Origin of the sequence: Enterococcus sp. DIV2371 (assembly GCF_050498525.1) — a bacterium.
GTDB lineage: Bacteria > Bacillota > Bacilli > Lactobacillales > Enterococcaceae > Enterococcus_B > Enterococcus_B mangumiae.
Genome location: NZ_JBIPAJ010000001.1, coordinates 1,725,881 through 1,748,236 on the forward strand (window position 1 = coordinate 1,725,881; position 22,356 = coordinate 1,748,236).

General features: G+C 39.8%; 19 protein-coding genes and 1 other annotated feature. Of the genes, 3 read left to right on the forward strand and 16 right to left on the reverse strand.

The window, feature by feature from the left end; genetic code table 11:
- Window positions 1-119: 119 nt before the first annotated feature.
- From IGL24_RS08145 to IGL24_RS08195, 11 genes are all read right to left on the reverse strand, one after another.
- Window positions 120-1,511 (reverse strand): L-cystine transporter, encoded by a 1,392-nt coding sequence (locus IGL24_RS08145; protein WP_206856151.1) that lies wholly within the window; start codon window positions 1,509-1,511, stop codon window positions 120-122.
- A 209-nt stretch (window positions 1,512-1,720) separates the two neighbouring features.
- A complete protein-coding gene (locus IGL24_RS08150; protein WP_206856149.1) occupies window positions 1,721-2,125 on the reverse strand; it encodes a DUF1149 family protein in 405 nt (134 codons plus the stop codon).
- Between the two features lie 52 nt (window positions 2,126-2,177).
- Window positions 2,178-2,798 carry an HAD-IA family hydrolase gene (locus tag IGL24_RS08155; RefSeq protein WP_207700198.1) on the reverse strand — a complete coding sequence of 207 codons (621 nt, stop codon included), beginning with the start codon at window positions 2,796-2,798 and terminating at the stop codon, window positions 2,178-2,180.
- A 48-nt stretch (window positions 2,799-2,846) separates the two neighbouring features.
- Window positions 2,847-3,296 (reverse strand): hypothetical protein, encoded by a 450-nt coding sequence (locus tag IGL24_RS08160; protein WP_207700192.1) that lies wholly within the window; start codon window positions 3,294-3,296, stop codon window positions 2,847-2,849.
- A gap of 37 nt (window positions 3,297-3,333) precedes the next feature.
- Window positions 3,334-4,005, reverse strand: a complete 672-nt coding sequence (locus tag IGL24_RS08165; RefSeq protein ID WP_206856142.1) for a hypothetical protein — start codon at window positions 4,003-4,005, stop codon at window positions 3,334-3,336.
- A 198-nt stretch (window positions 4,006-4,203) separates the two neighbouring features.
- Window positions 4,204-4,578, reverse strand: a complete 375-nt coding sequence (locus IGL24_RS08170; protein WP_207115337.1) for a P-II family nitrogen regulator — start codon at window positions 4,576-4,578, stop codon at window positions 4,204-4,206.
- On the reverse strand, window positions 4,575-5,348 hold the full coding sequence (locus tag IGL24_RS08175) for a DUF1538 family protein (protein WP_206856136.1): 774 nt from the start codon (window positions 5,346-5,348) through the stop codon (window positions 4,575-4,577). The genes IGL24_RS08170 and IGL24_RS08175 overlap by 4 nt, the downstream gene beginning before the upstream one ends.
- Window positions 5,345-6,028, reverse strand: coding sequence for a DUF1538 domain-containing protein (locus IGL24_RS08180; RefSeq protein WP_207700191.1), 684 nt, complete (start codon window positions 6,026-6,028; stop codon window positions 5,345-5,347). The genes IGL24_RS08175 and IGL24_RS08180 overlap by 4 nt, the downstream gene beginning before the upstream one ends.
- A 366-nt stretch (window positions 6,029-6,394) precedes the next feature.
- Window positions 6,395-7,273 (reverse strand): carbohydrate ABC transporter permease, encoded by an 879-nt coding sequence (locus tag IGL24_RS08185; RefSeq protein ID WP_206856131.1) that lies wholly within the window; start codon window positions 7,271-7,273, stop codon window positions 6,395-6,397.
- Complete coding sequence (locus IGL24_RS08190) at window positions 7,270-8,139, reverse strand: carbohydrate ABC transporter permease (RefSeq protein ID WP_206856129.1); 870 nt, start codon at window positions 8,137-8,139, stop codon at window positions 7,270-7,272. Before IGL24_RS08190 ends, IGL24_RS08185 begins: the two co-directional genes overlap by 4 nt.
- Window positions 8,140-8,506: 367 nt before the next feature.
- The gene (locus tag IGL24_RS08195) at window positions 8,507-9,796 is read right to left on the reverse strand and encodes an ABC transporter substrate-binding protein (RefSeq protein WP_207115335.1); all 1,290 of its coding nucleotides are present in this window, start codon (window positions 9,794-9,796) and stop codon (window positions 8,507-8,509) included.
- A 225-nt stretch (window positions 9,797-10,021) separates the two neighbouring features.
- Between IGL24_RS08195 and IGL24_RS08200 the strand changes: the two genes are divergently transcribed.
- Window positions 10,022-11,521, forward strand: coding sequence for a response regulator transcription factor (locus IGL24_RS08200; protein ID WP_207700190.1), 1,500 nt, complete (start codon window positions 10,022-10,024; stop codon window positions 11,519-11,521).
- Complete coding sequence (locus IGL24_RS08205; RefSeq protein WP_207700189.1) at window positions 11,518-13,245, forward strand: cache domain-containing sensor histidine kinase; 1,728 nt, start codon at window positions 11,518-11,520, stop codon at window positions 13,243-13,245. Before IGL24_RS08200 ends, IGL24_RS08205 begins: the two co-directional genes overlap by 4 nt.
- A gap of 43 nt (window positions 13,246-13,288) precedes the next feature.
- On the opposite strand, the gene IGL24_RS08210 is transcribed toward IGL24_RS08205, so the two are convergent.
- Genes IGL24_RS08210 through IGL24_RS08220 form a run of 3 tightly spaced genes read right to left on the reverse strand, consistent with a single transcriptional unit; the run spans window position 13,289 to window position 18,318 of the window.
- Window positions 13,289-14,242: a beta-galactosidase small subunit gene (locus IGL24_RS08210; protein WP_207700188.1), complete on the reverse strand. Its 954-nt coding sequence runs from the start codon at window positions 14,240-14,242 to the stop codon at window positions 13,289-13,291.
- Complete coding sequence (locus tag IGL24_RS08215) at window positions 14,223-16,100, reverse strand: glycoside hydrolase family 2 TIM barrel-domain containing protein (protein WP_207700187.1); 1,878 nt, start codon at window positions 16,098-16,100, stop codon at window positions 14,223-14,225. Before IGL24_RS08215 ends, IGL24_RS08210 begins: the two co-directional genes overlap by 20 nt.
- The gene (locus IGL24_RS08220) at window positions 16,084-18,318 is read right to left on the reverse strand and encodes an alpha-galactosidase (protein ID WP_207700186.1); all 2,235 of its coding nucleotides are present in this window, start codon (window positions 18,316-18,318) and stop codon (window positions 16,084-16,086) included. Before IGL24_RS08220 ends, IGL24_RS08215 begins: the two co-directional genes overlap by 17 nt.
- 114 nt (window positions 18,319-18,432) lie before the next feature.
- Here IGL24_RS08220 and IGL24_RS08225 point away from each other — a divergent pair, with 114 nt between their 5' ends.
- Entirely contained in the window at window positions 18,433-19,461 is a 1,029-nt protein-coding gene (locus IGL24_RS08225) for a LacI family DNA-binding transcriptional regulator (protein ID WP_207700185.1), read from the forward strand.
- A 622-nt stretch (window positions 19,462-20,083) separates the two neighbouring features.
- On the opposite strand, the gene IGL24_RS08230 is transcribed toward IGL24_RS08225, so the two are convergent.
- Complete coding sequence (locus IGL24_RS08230) at window positions 20,084-21,214, reverse strand: 5-methyltetrahydropteroyltriglutamate--homocysteine S-methyltransferase (RefSeq protein WP_207699858.1); 1,131 nt, start codon at window positions 21,212-21,214, stop codon at window positions 20,084-20,086.
- Between the two features lie 83 nt (window positions 21,215-21,297).
- Window positions 21,298-21,527, reverse strand: a binding site (T-box leader).
- 39 nt (window positions 21,528-21,566) lie between these two features.
- Window positions 21,567-22,337, reverse strand: coding sequence for a MerR family transcriptional regulator (locus IGL24_RS08235; RefSeq protein WP_207699857.1), 771 nt, complete (start codon window positions 22,335-22,337; stop codon window positions 21,567-21,569).
- Window positions 22,338-22,356 lie beyond the last annotated feature (19 nt).

Below are 22,356 nucleotides of genomic sequence, written 5' to 3' on the forward strand. Positions count from 1 at the left end.
TCTTGTTACTTTATTGATCTGTGGTTTTTATAGTGGGTTTTTCGTCTATTCACTTTTCGGAATATATTTGTAATATAAAAAAAGTGAGAGCATTTCGCTCTCACTTTTCGTTTTAACGATTAAGCATTCACGTCAACGACTTTTGCTTCGTCTTTGATAACGTCGCGATCAAGATCATGGATACGTGCGCTAGTAACAATACCTGCTACCATACTACCACTTACATTGACTGCCGTACGAGCCATATCGATCAATGGTTCAACCGAGATAACTAAACCAACGATCGCTACTGGTAAGTTCATTGAACCTAAAACGATCAATGAGGCAAATGTTGCTCCACCACCGACACCAGCTACCCCAAATGAACTGATTGTCACGATGGCTACAAGTAGCAAGATAAATTCTAAGCTGAAGACATTCATTCCAGCTGCTGGTGCGACGATTGTCGCTAACATGGCTGGATAAACACCCGCACATCCATTTTGACCAATCGATAAACCAAAGCTAGCAGCGAAGTTTGCTGTTGCTTCATCCACACCAAGTGCTTTTGTTTGTGTTTCAATGTTCAATGGCAAAGCACCTGCACTTGAACGGGAAGTAAACGCAAAACTTAGTACTGGAAATGATTTTTTCAAATAGTCGATTGGGCTGACCTTCACACCCATCAAGATCAAGAAGTGAACGATCATGACTGCAAACAATGCCAGATAAGATGCTAATACAAATTTCCCTAAGTTAAGAATTGCATCAAAGTCACTTGTTGCCATCACGTTAGTCATCAATGCGAACACGCCATAAGGTGTCAAACGTAAGACTAACGTCACGATACGCATGACAATGCGGTACAAGCTATCGATCATATCAGCAAAGAATGTTGCTTCTTTCGGTGCTTTTCTTTTGATCCCTAAGTAAGCAACCCCAACAAATGCAGCGAAGATAACTACCGCAATCGTACTTGTTGCACGAGTTCCGGCAAGATCTGCAAAGATATTTCTAGGAATAAATGACAAGATTTGTTGTGGGATACTTAACCCTTCCACTGTTTCTTGTCGTGCCGCCAATTCAGAGATACGGGCAGTTTCAGCTGCGCCTTGAGTGAATTCTGCGCCTTGAAGACCAAAGGCGATCGTCAAGCCGATACCGATCAATGCTGAAATAGCAGTTGTCGCTAATAGAGTTGTCAGTACAGTTGCACTGATTTTACCCAGTTTTTCAGATACTTTCATTTTTGTAAAAGCTGCAACGATCGAAACGAAGACTAAAGGCATGATCAACATTTGTAAGAAACTAACGTAGCCGTTCCCAACAATACTGATCCAATCCATCGATTGTGTGATGACCTCATTTTCTACTCCGAAAATCAGTTGCAACGCGCCCCCGAATACGATACCGGCAGCTAGCGCTGTGTAAACCCGTGTTGAAAATTTTGCATGGCGCTTTTGCATACGATAAAACACATATAATAATGCCGCAAAAACTAGAACCACTAAAACTGTGATGAGTGTTGTCATTTTCATCCTCCTCTTAATTTGTAATGACAAGTCCATCTAAGGAAGTAAAGGTTCCCGAGAAGAACTCTTCAGCTCTTCTCCTGAAAATATTTTTTTCAGTGACTAATTCATTCTAGACTATTTTCCGAAATTTTTCCTTACTTTTGCTTACAATTAGTAATAGAAAAAAACACCAGTGATAGCTAATAACTATCACTGGTATTTTTTGTTTAATTTTCTGCCTTTTCTGTTTCTGCTTTTTCTGATTGGAAGTTCAATTTCACACCTGGTGCATCTAAAGCAATCTCTGTTACTTCGTATGCAAGACGTTTGACCATTTCAAAAAGTGGTGCAACTAATTCATCAACCTCTTCTTGTGTCACATCGTTTTGATCTTGTACCTTACGATTCAAGATATGGTTGATTTGGCTAACGCTTCCAGATAACACATATGTATCAAATACTAAACGAAATTCTAAACGTGCACCCACGATGCTATGTTCTTTCGGATAGTTTTCAATTGTCTCTTTTAGTGGTGAGAAACCTACTTTTAAGTCTGTTTGTACCTCTTGATCAGGCTTTAAAAAATCATAATGAAAGGCTTCTACTACTTCTTTTTGTCTTCTAATTTCCATTTTATCACTCCTCTGATTAAATTATAGCATAACTAAAGTTGAAAGGGGATACTTATTCTGTATTCTTTTCGATCATTAAAATATCCGCTAGATTGGCAACGGTGTGATCTGCAGGTATCTCTCCTAAAAAATGATCGATATCATATAAACAAGTGGAGACGTTCGCATTGATCCCTGCCTCGATGTCTAGTTTGCGATCCCCTACCATCATCGTTTTCTCTGGCTTCATCTTGTATGTGTCGATCAGATGAAGGATAGCATCAGGTGCTGGTTTTCTTGCAAACCCTTGATCGATGCCAATCACCACTTCAACCAAATCAGCTAAATCAAATTTTTTTAAAAGTTCCCAAGTAGAAGCCGTGACACGATGCGTCAAAATATAATGTTTTGCGCCATTTTCTTTCAAGTGACGTAAAACCATCTCCGTCTCTTTGAATGGTGCTGACATGCCTTGATATTGCCGTTCATACTCGTGAAATAATCGATTAAAAGTCGCTTCTTCTAACTGATAGCTTTCCCGCAGTTTTCTCATTGATTCTTGCTTCATCACACGATAAATCTCATTTTTTGGTCGTTTGATACCAAAATCATTTAATGCGTGGAACGCACCCTCGACCATTGCTGGATACGTATCAAATAGTGTGCCATCAAAATCCCAAATGTAATTCTCGATCATTCTTTTACTCCTCTTATCTAACTAGTTATCGGTCCGTTAAACTTCTTATACTTTTGTTGTGAATTGCGTAGCGCATTTCTTACAAGTCACTCGAATCTCACCTTTCCCTTTTGGCGCCCGTTGTTTGAGTTGACAAGTTGGGCATGAAAAGATCGTATAGGTAGTAGAAGTTGGTTGCTTGGACTGACGTGTCATTTTATTTCTCATTTTTGACAACCAATTCTTGAAAGTGACTGTCTTTTTTAAATATGCTTGATTTTCGTTCGTACGGACATAGATTTTCTTTGAGCTAAATCGTCCAATGACTAGGAAAACAAAAACAAGAAAAAGTAGATAGCCTAAATTAAAAGGCAGCCAATATCTAACCACAAAGAAAAGTAATCCTAGAATCAAAAAGAAACGATTCAATTGGTCAAGACATGCGTACCTTCCTTTCATCACTTGTTGGTATTTTTGTTGAGCTTTCATCACTCGCTGTAACCAGATAGGTCCCATTGTATTTCTCCATTCTTTTTTTCAAAAAGAAAAAGCCTCAGTTGGCCTTTTCCATCGCCATTTGTTGCAACACTTGACGATTGCGCATAAAATCGATCACGATCAATTTTTTTTCATCTTCGCGTTTTACTACCCGAAAGGTATCTTGTAAAGGCAATGTGAGCTTTTTGGATTGGATCTCCTTCAAGCGAACAAAGCGACGGATCAATGAAAGTAATTGTGGAAACTGGATCGATGTTTGTAATAACTCTGGATATTTTTTTAATAACTGAGTTGTTTTAAACAAATTCCGTTTTCGGCTGATTTGTTTTAAAAAACTTTTTAAAATCTTTTGTTGCCGCTGAAAAATCGAAAGAGATCCCTCTTCATCGATTCGATAACGCATCTGACTTTGCAGATCTTTTACGGTTAAATGTACTTCCGCTTTATCTGTCTCTACATTGATTCCTTGAGGAAAAAGTTCTGCGACTGCTTTATCCCACTCAGCTAATGATACTTCAAGATAGTCATTCAGTGGGAGTTGGAGTTCTTGAGCAAAAAATTGCTTCGCAGCTTCTATACCACCTTTTTCGTAGATTTCCCCGATCGTCAACCCTTCTAAATGGAACTCCGGCGAAAAATGCAATACTGTTTTTTGTTCATCGATTTGTGTATAGATGAATGTCGAACGCTTGAGGCTCGCATCTTTTAAAACAACTAAAAAATTCATTCTTCTCCCCCTTTTTCTACTACAAAATAGCATATTTTCAACGGTTTGTGTGGGAATATGCAGGAGATTTCATAAAATCTTATTTTTTGGTTAATCTTGATTGGTATTACGAATGAGTAAAATAAAAGCTTAACGAGAACAAACGGCACTTTCTCTTCGTCTTTCACGAAAAAGTTCGTCTCTCATCAAGCTTTAAGCTCAATTATCTTCTAATAATTCTTTCATTTCAATGACTTCACGATACTGGTGGATTTTCGTGATACCGATCACTTTATCAATATCGATGCTAAAGCAAATACCATTTCCTGGAATATCGATCTTGATTCCTTTTCCGATGGCATCCATCACTTCGTTCGTCAAGCTATCTGGCACTAATGTCAACACAACATCCTTTTCTGGTGAGATATCCAATCCTAAAAATTTACCTGTGTCATGGACACCTGAGCCTCGTCCATGTAAGATCGTTCCACCTGATGCGCCAGCTTTTTTTGAATAATCAATTACATCTTCTCCAATACCGCCGTCAACGATCGTAACGATCATTTCAAGATTCAGCGCGACCAAATCGTTCATTGTTGTTCCTCCAATTTCTGTAATTTTTCTTTGTTTTTTTGATCTTTTTTATCTTTTTGCTTATAGATGAAGCCTAAAACTAAGGTTGATAATATCGGAGTCAAAGCAATCATTGCGACAACGCCGAAGCCATCAATGATTGGATCTCGCCCGTCGATTTGTGTCGCGATCGCCACACTCATGGACAAAATGAAGGTCGAACACATCGGCCCTGTGGCGACTCCTCCGTTATCAAAAGCCATGGAGAGGAAAATTTTATCCACTTTTGCGCCTAAGACAAAAGCTAAGCCATAACCAGGAACCAAGAAATAGTAGAGAGAAAAACCAGCTAATAGGCGCCACATAGATAAGCCAACTGCCAGACCGATCCCTATTGAGATCACTGCTAACATCACTTTTGCATGAATCCTACCTTCACTCAATTCCTCCACTTGCTTTACCATGACATGGATCGCCGGCTCTGCAAAGCCAACTAAAAAGCCCATCACAAAACCTAAAGGAATGAGGATCTGATTATTCGTTAACGCAGCAATTGCTCCGCCAAGATGCTGCCCTACAGGAACATATGCAACATTTACCCCATGTAAAAATAAAATCAATCCTATCGTTGTGATCAAAAAACCTTTCATGATATCTAAAAAGCGTTTCTTTCTCATTTTGAACGAAAGAAAATTCATCAGCACAAAGAGCAGGACGATCGGTGCCACAGCGAGAATGACCTCATATCCGACTTGACCGATACCATCAAAAAAAGTAATCAAAAAGCTCACTGGAAGATCACCCCCAGGATCATGACAGCTAAAATCGGACCGAGTGACGTAATACCGACCATCCCGAAGCTATCGTTTTCATTTTTTCCTTGGCGGATCATACTCGTCATTCCACCAGCTAATGCTAAAATAAAAGGAACTGTCACAGGTCCTGTCGTAACTCCACCTGCATCAAAAGCGATCGGCATAAATTCATTACTCGTGAAAAAGGAAGCGATAAGTACGGCTAAGTAACCGATCACCATCAATTTATAGTAAGAAAGCTTGAATATGACACGTAAAAGCGCAAAGGCTAGGAATACCCCAGTTCCCACACTAACGATGCCGATCAATAAAACACGACCGATCTCTCCATCAGAAATATCGAAGACTTGCTGACCTAATACTTGCACAGACGGTTCGGCGATGGTGATCACGATCCCAATCAGAAACCCCAGACTAATGATTATCGGTAGACTTTTCTTTTTGATCATATACTTGCCGACCAAGTCACCGACTTCCATCATCGAATAATCAGCACCAAATAAAAAGAGACTCATGCCAACCATCATCATGATTGCTCCAAGAACAAATCTTCCCATGGTTTCAGCATCTAAAGGTGCAAACACAAAGGTCAGGATAACGATCAATATTGTCATAGGCATGATCGCAATGATTACTTCTTTAAAATTTTTCTTCATGTATCCTCCTCCTTTACTTCTAGTTTACCTGATTAAAAGTAAGTTTACGAGAAAAAAAGGAAGCGATATCAAATTTATGTAAAGATTTCTAAAAAGAATAATAAAAAACATCGATCAACTAACTAAAATAATGTGAACCATACAATGAACGAGGCTTATTTCATTTCAGAAAAGGCTTAAATGCAATAAAAAGCGATAAAAACCAAAAACATATGAACTATTTCTGGTTTTTATCACTTATATTGAAGATGTTTTTAAATAACAAAAGTTATAAACATGTTTAAAATTTTGTGATTGCTACTATTATTTATTGATAGGAAATTTTATAGGATTCAGATGATCTTTTATGAAAAAGATATTTCAGCCCTATTTTACTGAGCCGATCATCCCTTGGACAAATTGTTTTTGCAAAATGAAAAAGACAAGGGCGGTTGGTAAGGTCGCAATCACAAGACCACTCATGATCATCCCGTAATCTGGTGTATAAGAAGCGCCCATGGCAGACAATACTAAAGGAACTGTTCTTCTGTCTGGAGATTGCAAAGCGACCAATGGCCAAAGGTAATTGTTCCAACTGCTCATAAATGTGATGATCGCTGCTGCGGCATACGTATTTTTGGCTGTTGGTAAATAAACCCGAAAGAAGATACTTAATTCCTTGAGTCCATCTAATCGTGCCGCCTCCACTAGATCTTTAGGAAATGATTTTGCATTTTGTCTGAAAAAGAAAATCAAAAAAGCGGTGCTCACTGAAGGTAAGATGACAACTAAAAAGCTATTGATTCCTAGTATCGTTCCATTCAATTGTGAAAACATCCGATAGAGTGGAATCATCAATGCTGCAAAAGGAACCATCATCGAAAGTAGTAAAATATTGAACACATACTCTTTTCTTTTACTCTTATAGATCTCAAAGCCATAGCCCGCCATGGAAGAGATCAATAAGGCGAAAACAGTTGTCACGACAGCAATCAAGGCAGAATTCAGTAATGAACGAGAAAAATTCAAATCATTTGAAAAGAGATTTTGAAAGTTGATGACTAGATTTTCACCAATCATCAGTTTTCCTGAACTGATGTCGACCGCTGTATTCGTCATGCCTAAAATCATCCAGACAAAGGGGAAAATTGAAATAAATGACACAATGATCAAGGATGTATACTTAAAAATACTTAATAATAAGCGTGAGATACTTACTTGCTTTTTTTCGACCGAACGTGGTTGCGTACTTGTCAATTCTCTCATTGTTTCTCACTCCCTACTTTCGTTTGAATAATGGATAATAAGACGATAAATACGACGATGACGAAAGAAACCGCTGCGGCATAACCGAAATTCGGCGTAAACTTGTAACTCAAATTATAGATATATTGAGATAATGTCGTTGTTGCATTTGCCGGGCCACCGCCTGTGATATTTTGAACCTCATCAAATAATTGTAAAGTACCGATCGTTGAAGTGATCGATGTAAACAAAATGATCGGTTTTAAGTTCGGGATCGTGATTTTTATGAACTGTTGCCATCTTGAGGCACCATCAATGTCTGCGGCTTCATAAATCTCTGGGTCGATATTTTGCATACCAGATAAAAAGAAAATCATATTATAGCCTGTCCAACGCCATGTGATTGAAATGATGATCAGCACTTTTGCCCAAAATGGGTGTGTCAACCAACCAATCGGATTATCGATCAAGCCAATCCCAACCAACAGATTATTCACTAGACCTGATTGAGAAAATAAGCTTTTCATGATCAATGAATAACTGACCATTGATGTGATACATGGTAAGAAAATTGCTGTTCTAAACAATCCTTTGAACTTCAATTTTTTATCATTCAACAGATTAGAAATGAACAATGCCAAAAACAACATGACAGGAACCTGTACTAATAAGTATAAAAAGGTATTGAAAAATGCTTTACGAAAAGTCGAATCGCCCAACATCCGTTGATAATTTCCTAAACCGTTGAAGGTCATATTTACAGGAGGACCACTTTGAAAAGAAGTGATCAACGCCAATCCCATTGGGACAAAAACCATAATCGAAATCATGATCACTGGAAGTACTAAAAACGCATTGCCATTTCTAAATAGATCCTTTTGTTTCATTTTATTCCCCACTTTCATTGCACATACATAGAAGAAATATCACGTTTCACAAAATTCAGACAATGTAGACACTCTCTCATCCGAAATTTTGGCAGGCTTTCTTCAGCAGCTGGTTCAGTCACCCATACATTTTGAAAAACTGCATCGACCTAAGCAGTAAGATAGAAAATTGAAAAATAGTTTTCGGATTTTGCAATTTTCTATCTCAGTGTTGAAGGTTATGTTGTACACCATTTATTCAGTCATAAAGGACAAGAGTTATTGCTACTCACTATCCGCTTCATCGATTAGTAATACACTATATCTTTAAACAACGAACGAGCTGTTTGAAGATATAGCGAATGAATTTTCGTTATAGTTTATATTGTTAATTTGCTAACTGCGCTTCCACTTGTTTCTGCGTATCTGCTAACACTTTATCTGCTGATTCTCCGTTGATGATTCTGCTTAGTGATTCAGCAACGACAGATTCGATCGCATACGTTTCATGTCCATAGTTGACTTCTGGGATCTCTGCTGTCCATTTTGAAAAGTCGTCGAAGACTTTTTGATCACTGTAGAACTCTGACGGTTGTTGGTATGCTTCTTGGTCATTTGCGCTTAACATCGTCGATACTAAACCGATCTCTTCTGCTAGTTTACCCATCAATTCCTCATTCGTTGCGAATGTCTGTTGCAAGAAATCTTTTGCGTTTTCTTCACCAGCAACGCCTTTGATGACATACCAGCCTGCGCCACCTAAGTTGGAAGCTTGGGCTTTTTGCATGTTAGCAGGCAATGCTGGGATCGGTGCGATCTTCCATTTGCCGGATTGATCTTCTGCACCTTGGATCGTGGATGAGTACCATGCGCCCGTAGGTGTCGAAGCAACTGCGCCTGATTGGACTGCTGTAACTCCTGCATTCCAGTCAGATGTTTGTTCGACTAGATCTTCTTTCAGCAAGGCCGCAAATAACTCTAAGCCATATTTTAATGACTCATTGTTTTCGATCGTTACAGTTTCACCATCTTCTGATGTATACCATTCACCAGCTTGTTGCATGATCATCCGAACACGTCCTAAATCAGAAGGATTGACTTCGGAGATTTTTTTCCCTGTTTTCTCTTTGACATCTCTTGCGACTTGTAAATAATCATCCCATGTCAAGTTCTGCATATCTTCTTCTGAATACCCTGCTTCTTCCAAGATATCTGTTCGGTAGAAGTTAGCTGTGACACCTGAGTCGAAAGGCACGCCATAAATTTTGTCGTCTACTTTGTTGACAGCAAATTTATATGCAGCAAAATTGTCTTCATCCACAATATCTGTCAAATCAGCAAAGGCATCTGGATAAGAAGTCAAATAGCCTTGGATGCGATAATCTTCGATCAACACGACATTCGGCAAGCCATCCGTATTGCCACTGGCTAAGGCTGTGTTCAATTTTTGCACGATATCATCTTGGGACATCGTTACTACTTCCACGTCAACATCCTCATTTTCATAAAACTCTTTTGCTTCGTTGACGGCTTTGATGTTGAATGCCTCATCCCATGCCCAGACCGTTACTTTATCTTCACTTCCGGAAGCATCACTGGAAGAATTGCCGCAACCGGCAAAAAGTGTGACTGCTGCTGTTAAGGCGAATGCACTAGCGAATAATTTTTTTAGTTTCATTTTTTTACCCCACCCTTTTAGTGTTTGTTTTTCTTACACGCCTATCATAACAGACTTGCAAGCGTTTTCTTTGTTAATAATCGTTCTTAAGAAAAATATCCTAAAATAAGAAAAAAGTACAATTTTGATCTCTGATTCCTTTTTGATTGGAATTTTAGACTTGCATTTGTAAACGTTTCCCAGTATTTTTAATTTACGCAAATATGGAGTTAGGGGGGTAAAACATTGAAAAATATCGTATTGATCGATGATGAACAGACCATTCTCCATGGTCTAAGTACCCTGATCGATTGGCCAACACACGGCTTTCAGTTAAAAGGTGCGTTTTCAAAACCGTTAGAAGCACTTGAATTTATCAAAAAAGAGCCACTTGATATCATCGTGACTGATTTGATGATGCCAGACTTAAATGGGATTGAACTTTCTCGCTTGATCAAGGAAGAACAGCCCGAAGCAAAAATCTTAGTGCTATCCAGCTATGATGACTTTCAATTGGTCAAAGATTCATTTAAAGAGGGCGTTTCGGATTATTTATTAAAACCAAAATTGAATCCCAGTGAATTTCTAGCTTCTCTGAAAAGTCTTGTAGAGCAATCCGCAGAAGTAAAGAAACCTCGTTTGTCAGAACTTGAAAAAACGAGTCAAGCAATCAGCAATTATTTAGCAGGTTCTTCCCTTGATACGGGGATTACACGTAAACCATTCAAACACGACGCTTTTTTCTTAGTGTATTGCGAAGAAAAACCAGCAGAAAAACATCGTCGTAGCCAGGAATTAAGTGCTGAAGCACCACGATATACGAATCAGGATGTATCCGTCTTCCCTTATTTTACGACCGCCAATGATGTTGGTTATCTGATCAACGCTCATTCAAGGGAAGCCTTTGAACAGTTTGTCAACCGCTTTCAGGAAGATCATCAGACGGACGCTTGTCTTTATGTGTTATCTGGAGAACTTACCTTCGAAAATATTTATCCTGCTTTTCTTTCGTTGAAACAAAAAAGCAACGGGCAATGCTTTTATCTCAATGAGCAATCTTTGATCTCTGAAGAACAATTATTACCGCTTCTATCCTCTTATGAACAACAAACAAAAAGCTATTTGACAAAGATCATGAATAAAGATTTTTTATCTGCGATCGAAGAATTGGAAAGCTATATGAAAAATGTACTCGAGCAACGGTTACAGCCAAGTTATTTAAAACATGAGATCATCAATCGACTCTATGCCTTGATCAATGCGATCGCCGAGGAACATGAAAAAAGAAAAGAAATCATGACTTTAAAAATCACGATTCCAGCTCAGATCACCCAATCAGACAATTGGGAGGAATTGGTAGTGATCGTCAATAATACGACAAAACTATTGCGTGAAGTGACTACTACCTTCAGAAAAGACAATTCGGATGTTTTGACGTTGATCTATGACTATGTGCAAGATCATTATCATCAAGATCTGAGTCTACAGACCTTGTCCGAAAAGTATCATTTTTCTTATAGTTACTTATCGACGATCTTTACAGAAAAATATGGGATCAACTTTACCAAGTACTTGAAAAAAGTCCGCATCAATCAAGCGAAAATGTTATTGAAAGAGTCCAATCTCTCATTGAGTGATATTTGTCAACAAACCGGTTTTACAGAGATTGGTTATTTCTCGCGGGTATTCAAAGAAGAAACTGGCTTGACTCCTTCGCAATACCGTAAAGGGATGTTGACGGTATGATAAAAAAATTAAGAGAACATGAGCTGTTGACCAAGCTTTTGCTTATTCTTTTTATTGCCTTGTTTGCGCAAGCCGCTACTATTTCTTTGTTCATTTACCACCGTTCAAGGGAAGCTTATATTGAACAATTCGATCAATCCAATCGCATGACCTTACAAAAGATCCAACATGATTTTGAAACACTGAATGATAATATAGAGAATACGTTGACCTTATTGGCTGAGAGTTCTGCGGTAGAAGGTTATTTTAAAGAAGGCCAACAAACCACTTTGGAAAAAATCAATCAACTACGAACGGTACAAAAAATGAATGATTCCTTAGCACCGATTTTTCCAAACATCAAAGATGATATATTTCTTTTTGGTGAAAATGGTCGGATGTTTATCAGTAATGACATGGTGAGTGATCTCACTGCCGATGATTTTTTTCAGTTAGAGTTGATTCAGAAAGTTAATGAGAATCCAACGGCAACACAAATGGTCTTTACCCAGTTTGGACTAACGAAACGTGACAAACATTCACCGAGTGTCTTGTTCATCAAAAAGCTTAGATCCACATTGAATCAAACTTATGGCTATGCGGTCGTTGCGATCACCTCTGATGAACTAGCAAAAATATTCAGTCAGTCCGTCGATCCGCAAATCACTCAGATCGATTTTGTGACAGATGACAAAAAAATCTTTGCTTCTAATCTGGCGCATCGAATCGGGACGACGTTTGATTCCTTTGATCAGCTGAACGAAAACGAAACGTTGACAAAAGCGAACCAACGGATCACACGTTTGCCACTTTATCGGCAAAACTCTGCCTTAGTCAGTGAGGTCAATGTCCATTCGATTGCTGATCAGATGGGCGTGATCCTGCCAATCATTCTCTATAATATCGCGATCCTATTTTTAGGCGGAATCGTCGTCTATATTTATTTGAATCGCAACACCAAGTCGATCTATCAACTGGTGGATTCGTTGAAGCAGATCAAAGAACCGGTTGCTACTTCTGTTCCAGTCCAAGGTACGTATGAGATCCGAACATTGTCCACTACGATCAACCAACTATTGACGACGATCAGTGATAACCATACACAATCATTACAAAATGAACAGAAAAAAAGAGCATTAGAGATCCAAGCCATGCAAGCTCAGATCCAACCTCATTTTATTTATAATACGCTGACTAGTCTTAAATTTTTAGTTTGGCAGCAAGAAAATGAAAAAGCTGTTTCCGGCATCGACAGTTTTATCGATCTTTTACGAAGTACGATCGGTAATAAAAATGAGATCATCCCTGTAGAAGAAGAATTAAAAAGTGTGAAAAGCTATATTGCGATTTTGACTCTACGTTATGGTGAGGCGATCTCAACAAAAATCATGGTTCCTGAAGAACTTTATTCCTTGTATATGCCTAACATGATCATCCAACCGATCATTGAAAATGCTTATTTACACGCATTTCAGCTAAAGAAAAGTGGCTTCATCACTTTATATGCCATGATCAGAGAAGATACCTTGACATTTGAAGTCGTAGACACAGGTGATGGCTATGATACAGAACAGTCACCAAAAAATAGGGATTACTTTTCAGGTATTGGAAGCAAAAATGTGCACGAACGAATCCAATTACTTTATGGTGAAGACTATGGATTGCACATTGATTCTGTCCTTGGTGTTGGCACTTCTGTTACGATCACGTTACCGATCATAAAAACTCCCTCTAAACATCCTTAATCAGATGTTTAGAGGGAGTTTATTCTTCTTTCAACTAACGCTCTTACTTGATGATAAAACTGAATTCGTGATCTTCTTCGCCACTGATATGATACGGTTCTTCTACATCCGCTCCCCAAGAATCAATACCACCGACTCCTCGGACTTTCGCTAACATCGTAACAACCGTTCGACGTTCAGGGGGCAGCTCTTCCATGTGTGTTGCCTGTTCCAACTCCTCTGCTTTGAACGGTAACGCCGCAAAAGCAAAAGGTTGATCAGCTTGTTCAAAACGTAATGAAAATTCATCCTGGCTTTTATCGGCATTGTTCAACGTAGTATTTCGAGTGATCTCTACCCACTTAGTATCCATATGAACACCACAGTCTTGCGGAACCAAGTAAGGCGGGATCGGTAATCCCTCGACATGATACACACCCGGTACGCCACCGGCTTTCCGGTCAGGATAAGTTTCGCCTGACAGCCCTTCATATTCGAAATGAGTGGCTTTTGTTGGCATGATCATTCGAAATCCTAGTACTGGTAGCTCAGGTAGTCCTTTTTTGCCATGATAAATCATCTTGACTTGAAGATCTCCTCCTTCATCCACACGATAAATCATATCGACTGTCGTCTGAGGAGTGGTGTTGACAGCTAAGGTGAATGTGATCTCGACTGAATCGGCATATTCTTGATTACTATAGCGATTGTTGACAGGGGCGATCGGCAACTCGATCGCTTGCTCATCGATCTTGACGTTGATCGCTGCTACTTTTAGATAAAGCCCAGCCCCAAGCCACATACTTGAACGATAACCAAAACCGTTACCACGATCATTATCCGTCAAGGCACGCCAAAATGTCGGTTGCGTCTCGCGATAAAGCCATTCTTTCTCATGCTTTTTGAGGGATTCCAAACCGCCTCGTGTATAAGAGAAAATATAGTGCTTAGCTTCTGTTTTGATCCCTAACGTACAGTCGCCGTAGATCACCCTTAATTTAGGAGCTGTATTTGCCATAATAGTATCTTACCTCCTGTAATGCTGGTTTTTCTAGTCCATTTGCAAAAACAATACCATTTCCTGAAAACTCATAATCACTTGGCCGATCATCAAAATCGCCGCCATAGCGCATGACTTTGCGGTTCGTGATTGGATCAAGTACTTCAATGGCTTGGTCTTTAAAGTCCCAAATATAGCCACCCTGATACATCTCATACTTGTCTAATAGTGCCATATAAGAACCTAAGCCACCTAACGAATTTCCCATATCGTGCATGTACTCGCATAAGATATAAGGTTTATCCGCTTGATTTTCCAAATAATCAGCCACTGCCGCAGGTGACGCATACATACTGCTTTTCATATCGGAAACCGATGCTTCAAATGCGGGATCGACATAATTCCCCTCATAATGTACTAAGCGATCTGGATCAACCGTTTTGAAGTATTCATTCATCAAGCGGATGTTCTCACCTACATACGACTCGTTGCCTAACGACCAGAACAAGATACTCGTATGATTTTTGAACGTCTCAAAGTTGGTTTTCGCTCGATCCAAAACCACTTCGCGCCATTGTGGTATCCCTCTTGGTACGTTATATGAAGGTTCAAATGCCCCCATTTTTTGCCATGAACCGTGTGATTCCAAATTGGTTTCTGCCATCACATGGATTCCCGCTTGATCGCAGAGAAAATACCAAGGAATTTGATTTGGATAATGAGACGTCCGCACTCCATTGATATTGGCATTTTTGATAATAGTTAGATCTTTTTCCATATCAGCCAAGGTGATCGCACGCCCTGTCTTTTCACTCCATTCATGGCGATTGACGCCATTGATGATCAAGCGTTTCCCGTTAAGATACATCACTTTATCTTTTAATTCGATTGTTCGAAAACCGAATGGATACTCGACGTATTCAGTTACGCCATCATGATCACTTGTTTCAATTTCAAACGTATAAAGATTGGGTGAAAAATGATCCCACAAGGTCACATCACCGATATCCATGGTAAGCTCCATCTTTTCAGTGAGCAAATGTTCTTCTTCGTAAATGGTTTGCTGTTTTAAATCAAGCACCCTGATCCGTAAATGACTCTCATCTGTGATATTTTCAAAAGATAAGGATACGTCTAATTTTCCTTTTTGATACGTATCGTCTAATTTTGGACGCAACCATAAGTCCTCCAAATGATTCTTTCCCCGCGCAATCAAGACGACATCTCGGAAGATCCCAAAGAAACGGAAGAAATCTTGATCTTCTAAGAACGCTGCCGTACTGCGTTTATGGACTTCAACAGCCAGACGATTCTCCTTTTCCAGATAAGGCGACAAATCAAATTCGGACGGGGTAAATGAATCCTCCGCATAGCCGACGAAATGACCGTTCAACCATACATACATCGCTTGTTCGACCCCTTCAAAACGGATCGTCACATCTTTACCTTGCAAACCTTCGGCTAATTGGAACGTTGTGACATAAGAACCCACTGGATTCTCTTCCGCTTGGGAGAACATCCCTGCCATTTCCTGTTCTGAAGCAGTGGTATACGCAGGCCGACGAAATTCATGCCCCTCCCAAGGATACATCGTGTTGATATAATGGATCTTATCAAAATCACTTAGTTCAATATGACCAGGCACTTGGATCTGACCGAAGGAACGATCATCAAAATCCTTTTCAAAAAAATGTTTTGGTCGTTTTTCCGCATTTTCGGAAAAGCAGAACCGCCACTCGCCATTCAATGACTGTATGCGGGAACTTTGACTCCTCGTTTCTTCTTTTGAACCATAGACCGTATGATCGCTATGTGCGTCTCGTTGATTCACTCGAAACACTTGCGGATTATCTAACCAATCAATCAATGCTTGCATGTTCTTCTTCCTTTCCTGTAGCTATTTTTTCAAAGTGCAACATTTCTGTCTGAAAATCTCCATAAAAATCTGGGAGATACAGCCCCATCGTCATCAACTCCGAACTTGAATAAATCAGTGAGCTTTTTTTCTCACGATACATCCCTTCCGCTAAACCGACTAAGCGAATTTCTTGAAAAGGCGGTTGTCCAGAGGTCAATCTGCGAGCCATAAACACAACGACCTCTTTATTATCAGGAGAAATAAACTGCCATGCCGCAATATTTTGTTCGAAAGGATTCACTAAGCGGTCAAATCTCCCTTGTTGAACCGTCTGGCGTATTTCTTTATACAGGGTGATCTGTTTCTTGATGATTGCCTTTTCTTGTGGTGTTAGCACAGTCAAGTCGAGTTCGTAGCCAAAGACACCACTCATTGCCACATCTCCTCTTGTCTTTAAGTCTGTGACACGGCCGCTTTGATGGTTAGGTGACGCTGAAACATGTGCGCCCATTGAGGAGATCGGGTAACCAAGACTCGTTCCATATTGGATGTCGATACGTTCCACTGCATCAGTATTATCACTCGTCCATGATTGCGGCATATAGTAAAGGATTCCTGCATCAAAACGTCCCCCACCACCTGAGCAGCCTTCCCAAAGAATATCAGGATAAGCGGTGGTCAACTCTTCTAATAGATCATATAAACCTAGAACGTAGCGGTGATAGACTTCTCCTTGATTCTCAACGTATGCAGAATAAACATCTGATAACGAGCGATTCATATCCCATTTGATATAATCGATCGGTACCTTATCGAAAATCTTTCGTAATTGTTGACTGATCGAATCTCGGACCTCTTTTCGTGTGAAATCCAAGACAAATTGTGATCGTGAGGCTGCAGGTGCGCGATTTGGTTCTTGCATCAAATATTCTGGTGTCTGTCGGTACAGATCCGAATCCAACGAGATCATTTCAGGTTCAACCCATAAGCCGAATTTAAGTCCTTTCTCATGCGCATAATCCGCCACTCCCTTCAACCCATTCGCCAGTTTGCCTTCATATTCGAACCAGTCACCTAAAGAAGAAGTGTCTGCATCCCTTTTGCCAAACCAGCCATCATCTAATACGAACATTTCCATGCCTAAATCGGCTGCTTCATCGATCAGTGCTTCGATCTTTTTGCTAGTAAAGTCAAAATAAGTGGCTTCCCAGTTGTTGACTAAAATCGGACGTGGTTCATATTGATACTTCCCACGAGCCACTCGTTCGCGCAATAACGCATGGTGTACGTGGCTCATTCCATTTAGTCCTTCATCAGAATAAGAAAGGATCATTTCAGGAGTTTGGAACTCGTCTTCGTCTAAAAGCTGCCATTGGAACTGATAGGCATTGATGCCGCCAACGATTCTTAATTGATCGATTTGATCTTTCTCAATCTCAAACGCATGATTACCAGAATAGATAAACTGCAGACCAATCGCCTCTCCAAGAGTTTCTGTTGTATGCGAATGTGTCAAAGCGATAAAATTATTCATTTGATGACTACTGCTCCCTCGCCGACTTTCAAATGTTTTCACTCCGTCGGTGATCTGTTGCCGTGAAATCAAACGTTCTCTTGCATGTGCTCCAGGTAAAGCAATCACTTCAGAAAATCTTCCTGAATTCGTCAAGTCCAATTGAAAAGAGGCTGCTTTATCCAGCCAGATCGTTTGACCAGTTTGGTTACGGTACTTGGCAGAACGAATGATTGCCCCTCGTTGTTCATAAATGGTATAAAAAAGGTCCACGTAAATCGGTAACTCTCGATCTTTCAACGTGATACACAACGTTTGTGCTTCCTGCTCATCCACCACATACGTTTGCGGTAACCCTGCAAGCTTTGGTTTGCCTTGAAGGATTTGATATGTTTCATATCTTAAATCAAGCAAGCTTGACCCATTCTCACGCATAATGATCGTCGCCGGTATCCGATAATCCATACTTCCATGTCCAGAAAATTCTTGTGGCAACGTATCTTTTGAAAAGGCGCGTTCTTCGTGCAAAGGAACATTCCCGGAAAATCCGCGATCTCTTCTCGGATACTTTTTATTGCCAGAATAGTTACTCACTTTCTTCCCAAAATGAACGTGGCTCAACACGTTAGATTCTTCAATCTTCATCACATAAGAAATCAATGTGTTCGACAAATGGAAGACATTTGTTTCTGGATCAAATTCAATCAATGATCGTCTCTTCATTTTTTCACCTCACAAATTTTTAGAAACCGTTTACTTTTCAGCTAACTCCTGTATACTGTTTACTAAACAAATTTGTCAATAACTTTTTTAGATTTTTTTAGGGAGTGATTATTTATGGTTGGGATTCGTGACGTCGCAAGAAAAGCGAATGTCTCTCCAGCGACTGTTTCACGCGTATTGAATCAAGACAAGACGATCCATGTTGCACCGGAAACAAAGAAACGGATTTTTGAAGTTGCTGAAAAATTAAACTATGATATCAATAAACGAAAATATATCAAAAAGCGAATGCCCTCGATTGGTGTGATCTCTACGATCAGCAAAGCGAGCGAAGAACAAGATGTTTATTATAAAGAATTACGTATGGGGTTGGAAGAAGAAGCCAATCGATTGCATATCGGTATGAATCGGATCTACAATCTCTCAGATGATCCTAAAGAATGGAAAGATTTGGATCAATTAGGTGCGATCATTGTAGTAGGAACAGTGACAAAACAATCGATCACTGATCTATTAGTACAAAATCAGCATTTGGTCGTCGTTGATAACCCTGACATCCAACAAGAAGTCGATATGGTTTATGGTGATCTGGAACGAATGACCAAAGCTGTTTTAGAATTATTTTTAGAAAATGGCCACCAACGGATTGCTTATATCGGAGGCTATCAAGTCGATATGGATGAACGAGGAGGCAAAACGATCAATCAAGATGAAAAACGTGTACGTGCCTATCTACATTTCATGTCCGATCATCAATTACAAGACTACAGCACCCACTACCTTGGAAATTGGACAGAAGAAGACGGCGAACGACTAGCAGAAGAATTGATTCAAACTGCCGATCCACTTCCAACCGCCTTACTTGTTGGCAGCGATCCGATGGCGATCGGTGTTTACCGCGCGATGAAAAAATATCAAGTGAACATCGGCAAAGACATCGTGATCGCAAGTTTTGACAACATTGAAGCAGCCAGTAAATTAACACCTGGATTGACCACCGTCCAAATCAATGCCAAATCCATCGGCAAAGCCGCCGTTCGCTTAGCCGTCGAAAGAATCGATCAAATCCGCGACGAACCAATCATCCTAACCTACCCCACCCGTTTAGTAGTAAGAGAAAGCTTTGTGCCCAAGAGGTCGTGAAAGGCGCGATCAGCACAGAGGCATAAGTAAGAAAAATAGAAAATGGCTTTTTCATTTTTTATTTTTTGTCTTATGTCCGAAGTGTTGCGCCTTGAACACCGTTTATTAGAGGTCGTGAAATAAGCGTTCTGACCTGAGCAGTAAGATAGAAAATCGGAAAATAGCTCCTCATATTTTTCGATTTTTTAGCTTAGTGTTGAAGGTCAGCTCATTGAACACCGTTTACCAGAGGTCGTGACAAAGCCGTTTAGCTCCAAGCAGTAAGGCGGAAGTTGGGAAAATAGCTCTCCATATTTTTTCAACTTTCGACTTAATGTCGTAGGAGTTGGCTTTCGAACACCGTTTATCAAAGGTCGTGACAAAGCCGTTTAGCTCCAAGCAGTAAGGCGGAAGTTGGGAAAATAGCTCTCCATATTTTTTCAACTTTCGACTTAATGTCGTAGGAGTTGGCTTTCGAACACCGTTTATCAAAGGTCGTGACAAAGCCGTTTAGCTCCAAGCAGTAAGGCGGAAGTTGAGAAACCAACTAAAAGAGAAGCCACTGCGAATCATTCATTCGCTCGTGTCTTCTCTGATTTTATATCATAAAAATATACTTAGTTATTTAAACTTAAACTATCTCTTAATTCCAGACTTCTTCTGCAATACTCTTGATCAAGGCGATTTTCTCCCACTGTGCTTCTTCAGTCAAGATGTTGCCTTCTTCAGTTGATGCAAAGCCGCACTGTGGACTTAAACATAGTCGATCCAAAGGGATATAGCGAGTGGCTTCATAGATCCGCTCAATGATTTTTTGGCGGTCTTCAAGTTCACCGGATTTTGAGGTAACTAACCCTAAAACAACGAGTTTTCCTTCACTCACTTTAGCAAGTGGTTCAAATCCGCCAGAACGATCGTTATCATATTCTAAATAATAGGCATGTACGTTTTCGTCCGTAAATAATGGCTCAGCAACCGCTTCGTATCCGCCTGCTGCTGCCCAAGTAGAGTGATAATTTCCACGACAGACATGAGTATTCAAAATCAGATCCTGTGGTTGATTTTCAAGAACCGCATTATTGATTTGTAAATAGGTCTGCGCCAAATCTTTACGAATCTCGCTTTCCTCTTTATCACTCTCTGCTAAAAATCCTTCTGGTAAAGGTGCTACTAATACGCCCCAAGTACAATCATCCAATTGGATCGTTCTGGCACCTGCTTCATATAAGTCAGCGATCACTTGCCGATAAGCGGTAACGATATCTTGAAAAAGTTCTTCGTTTTCTGGATAGATGGCACGAACAAGTGGTAGGATATCAGGACGTAACAGTTCGACTAATAATTGAGCTGGAGATGGTATCGTTTGCTTTACTTTGATTCCTTCACTTGTATGCGCACGCGTAAATCGAAAATGCTCCACAAACGGATGATGCCCTCCGCTGATTTTTTCTGTGACGGTCACTGTTCCTGGACGTGTCTCTTCTCCATGAAATTGATACCCCCGCTCAGGTACAAAAAACTCGATTCCTTGTAAGCCAAAGAAAAAGTCTAAATGCCACCAGCTTCGACGAAATTCACCATCTGTCACCGCATGTAATCCAGCCGTTTCTTGTTTTTTGATCAAATCGATGATTGCCTGATCTTCTACCTCTTTCAGTTCGGCAGCTGAAATAAGCGATTCGCTATATGCCTTTCGTGCTTGTTTCAATTGATCGGGGCGTAAAAAACTACCAACGATATCATAGCGAAATGGGGATGTTGTTCGATTAGTCATAAAAAAATTCCTCCTTATTTTTGCGTAGTAGCAGATAAACGGATGCAACTAAAAAAGCACTCATCCCCTTTGCCAATTTTGACAAAAGGGACGAATGCTTCGCGTTACCACCCTTATTTACATTATTTTCACAAATAATGCCTCAACGATACCAATTGATATCCGGCGAGTTAACGGTCGCAATCCGGTTCTACTGAATTTGAGTAAAACAAGCTCCAAGTTCATCTTCACTAAGGTTTCTGGTCTCCTTTTTCACCGTCCGGAGTCTCTTGATCCTTCGCCCATTAGTTACTCTTCTCTTCTACGCTTTGATATTGTTCAATAATATCGCATGATTCACTAACAATGTCAACTAATTCCCCTCGTCTTCACTCACATCGATCCATGCTCGGTAATATTCAAAGGAAAGATTTTCTTTTGTCGTGTGGGTCAATAAGTATTGACCAATCGTCTGTCCCGATCGATAGCCTTGCTCAAGCAAGCTTTCTTTTACTTTAGATAAATTATTGTTTTTGGTGTTATTCACTTGTACTTTCAATAAAAAGCGTACGTATTTTTTTTCAAGATCATTTTGCCAGATCGTCTGTGATCCTGGGAGTTCTTTCGTGTGTTCGTCCGTACAGAATCCATAAATACTGTTCTGGCTATTTTCTGGAAAATAAATCACAAAACTTGAATAGTTTTTTAGATATTCTTTTGAATAGAGAATGTCATCAGAAGCTGCCACGACAATTTTTTGAAAAGGAATCTCTTCTTCTGGAAATTCATCTGGTTCACTATCGATCATTTCCTTTAACTGGTTTTTTCTTGATAATACTTCCTTATGTTTTTGCTCTAAAATTTTTCGCTCGTCATTTAATCGCTCTTCCGTTTCAGCTAAAGTCTCAAATAGCTCATTCAAGGATTTACTATAAAGATTTTTCATTTGCTTGATTGGAATGTCAAGATTTCGATAAAAATTGATGTCATAGACCTGAAAAATCGCGTCAATATCAAACATCCGATAGCCATTTTCTTCTTGTCTTGCTGCGTGGATCAACCCTTCTGCATCCCAGTAGCGAATCGTTGATCTTGGTATATTCAGCAACTCGGAGACTTCGCCAATTGAATAAAGTTTTTTCATACACTTCACCTCAATGATC

Bases quoted from the DNA above. Each gene is read 5' to 3' on its own strand.
- IGL24_RS08145 (WP_206856151.1), bottom strand. From the start codon at position 1,511: ATGACAACACTCATCACAGTTTTAGTGGTTCTAGTTTTTGCGGCATTA.
- IGL24_RS08150 (WP_206856149.1), bottom strand. From the start codon at position 2,125: ATGGAAATTAGAAGACAAAAAGAAGTAGTAGAAGCCTTTCATTATGAT.
- IGL24_RS08160 (WP_207700192.1), bottom strand. From the start codon at position 3,296: ATGGGACCTATCTGGTTACAGCGAGTGATGAAAGCTCAACAAAAATAC.
- IGL24_RS08165 (WP_206856142.1), bottom strand. From the start codon at position 4,005: ATGAATTTTTTAGTTGTTTTAAAAGATGCGAGCCTCAAGCGTTCGACA.
- IGL24_RS08170 (WP_207115337.1), bottom strand. From the start codon at position 4,578: ATGAACGATTTGGTCGCGCTGAATCTTGAAATGATCGTTACGATCGTT.
- IGL24_RS08180 (WP_207700191.1), bottom strand. From the start codon at position 6,028: ATGAAGAAAAATTTTAAAGAAGTAATCATTGCGATCATGCCTATGACA.
- IGL24_RS08185 (WP_206856131.1), bottom strand. From the start codon at position 7,273: ATGAGAGAATTGACAAGTACGCAACCACGTTCGGTCGAAAAAAAGCAA.
- IGL24_RS08190 (WP_206856129.1), bottom strand. From the start codon at position 8,139: ATGAAACAAAAGGATCTATTTAGAAATGGCAATGCGTTTTTAGTACTT.
- IGL24_RS08195 (WP_207115335.1), bottom strand. From the start codon at position 9,796: ATGAAACTAAAAAAATTATTCGCTAGTGCATTCGCCTTAACAGCAGCA.
- IGL24_RS08205 (WP_207700189.1), top strand. From the start codon at position 11,518: ATGATAAAAAAATTAAGAGAACATGAGCTGTTGACCAAGCTTTTGCTT.
- IGL24_RS08210 (WP_207700188.1), bottom strand. From the start codon at position 14,242: ATGGCAAATACAGCTCCTAAATTAAGGGTGATCTACGGCGACTGTACG.
- IGL24_RS08215 (WP_207700187.1), bottom strand. From the start codon at position 16,100: ATGCAAGCATTGATTGATTGGTTAGATAATCCGCAAGTGTTTCGAGTG.
- IGL24_RS08220 (WP_207700186.1), bottom strand. From the start codon at position 18,318: ATGAAGAGACGATCATTGATTGAATTTGATCCAGAAACAAATGTCTTC.
- IGL24_RS08225 (WP_207700185.1), top strand. From the start codon at position 18,433: ATGGTTGGGATTCGTGACGTCGCAAGAAAAGCGAATGTCTCTCCAGCG.
- IGL24_RS08230 (WP_207699858.1), bottom strand. From the start codon at position 21,214: ATGACTAATCGAACAACATCCCCATTTCGCTATGATATCGTTGGTAGT.
- IGL24_RS08235 (WP_207699857.1), bottom strand. From the start codon at position 22,337: ATGAAAAAACTTTATTCAATTGGCGAAGTCTCCGAGTTGCTGAATATA.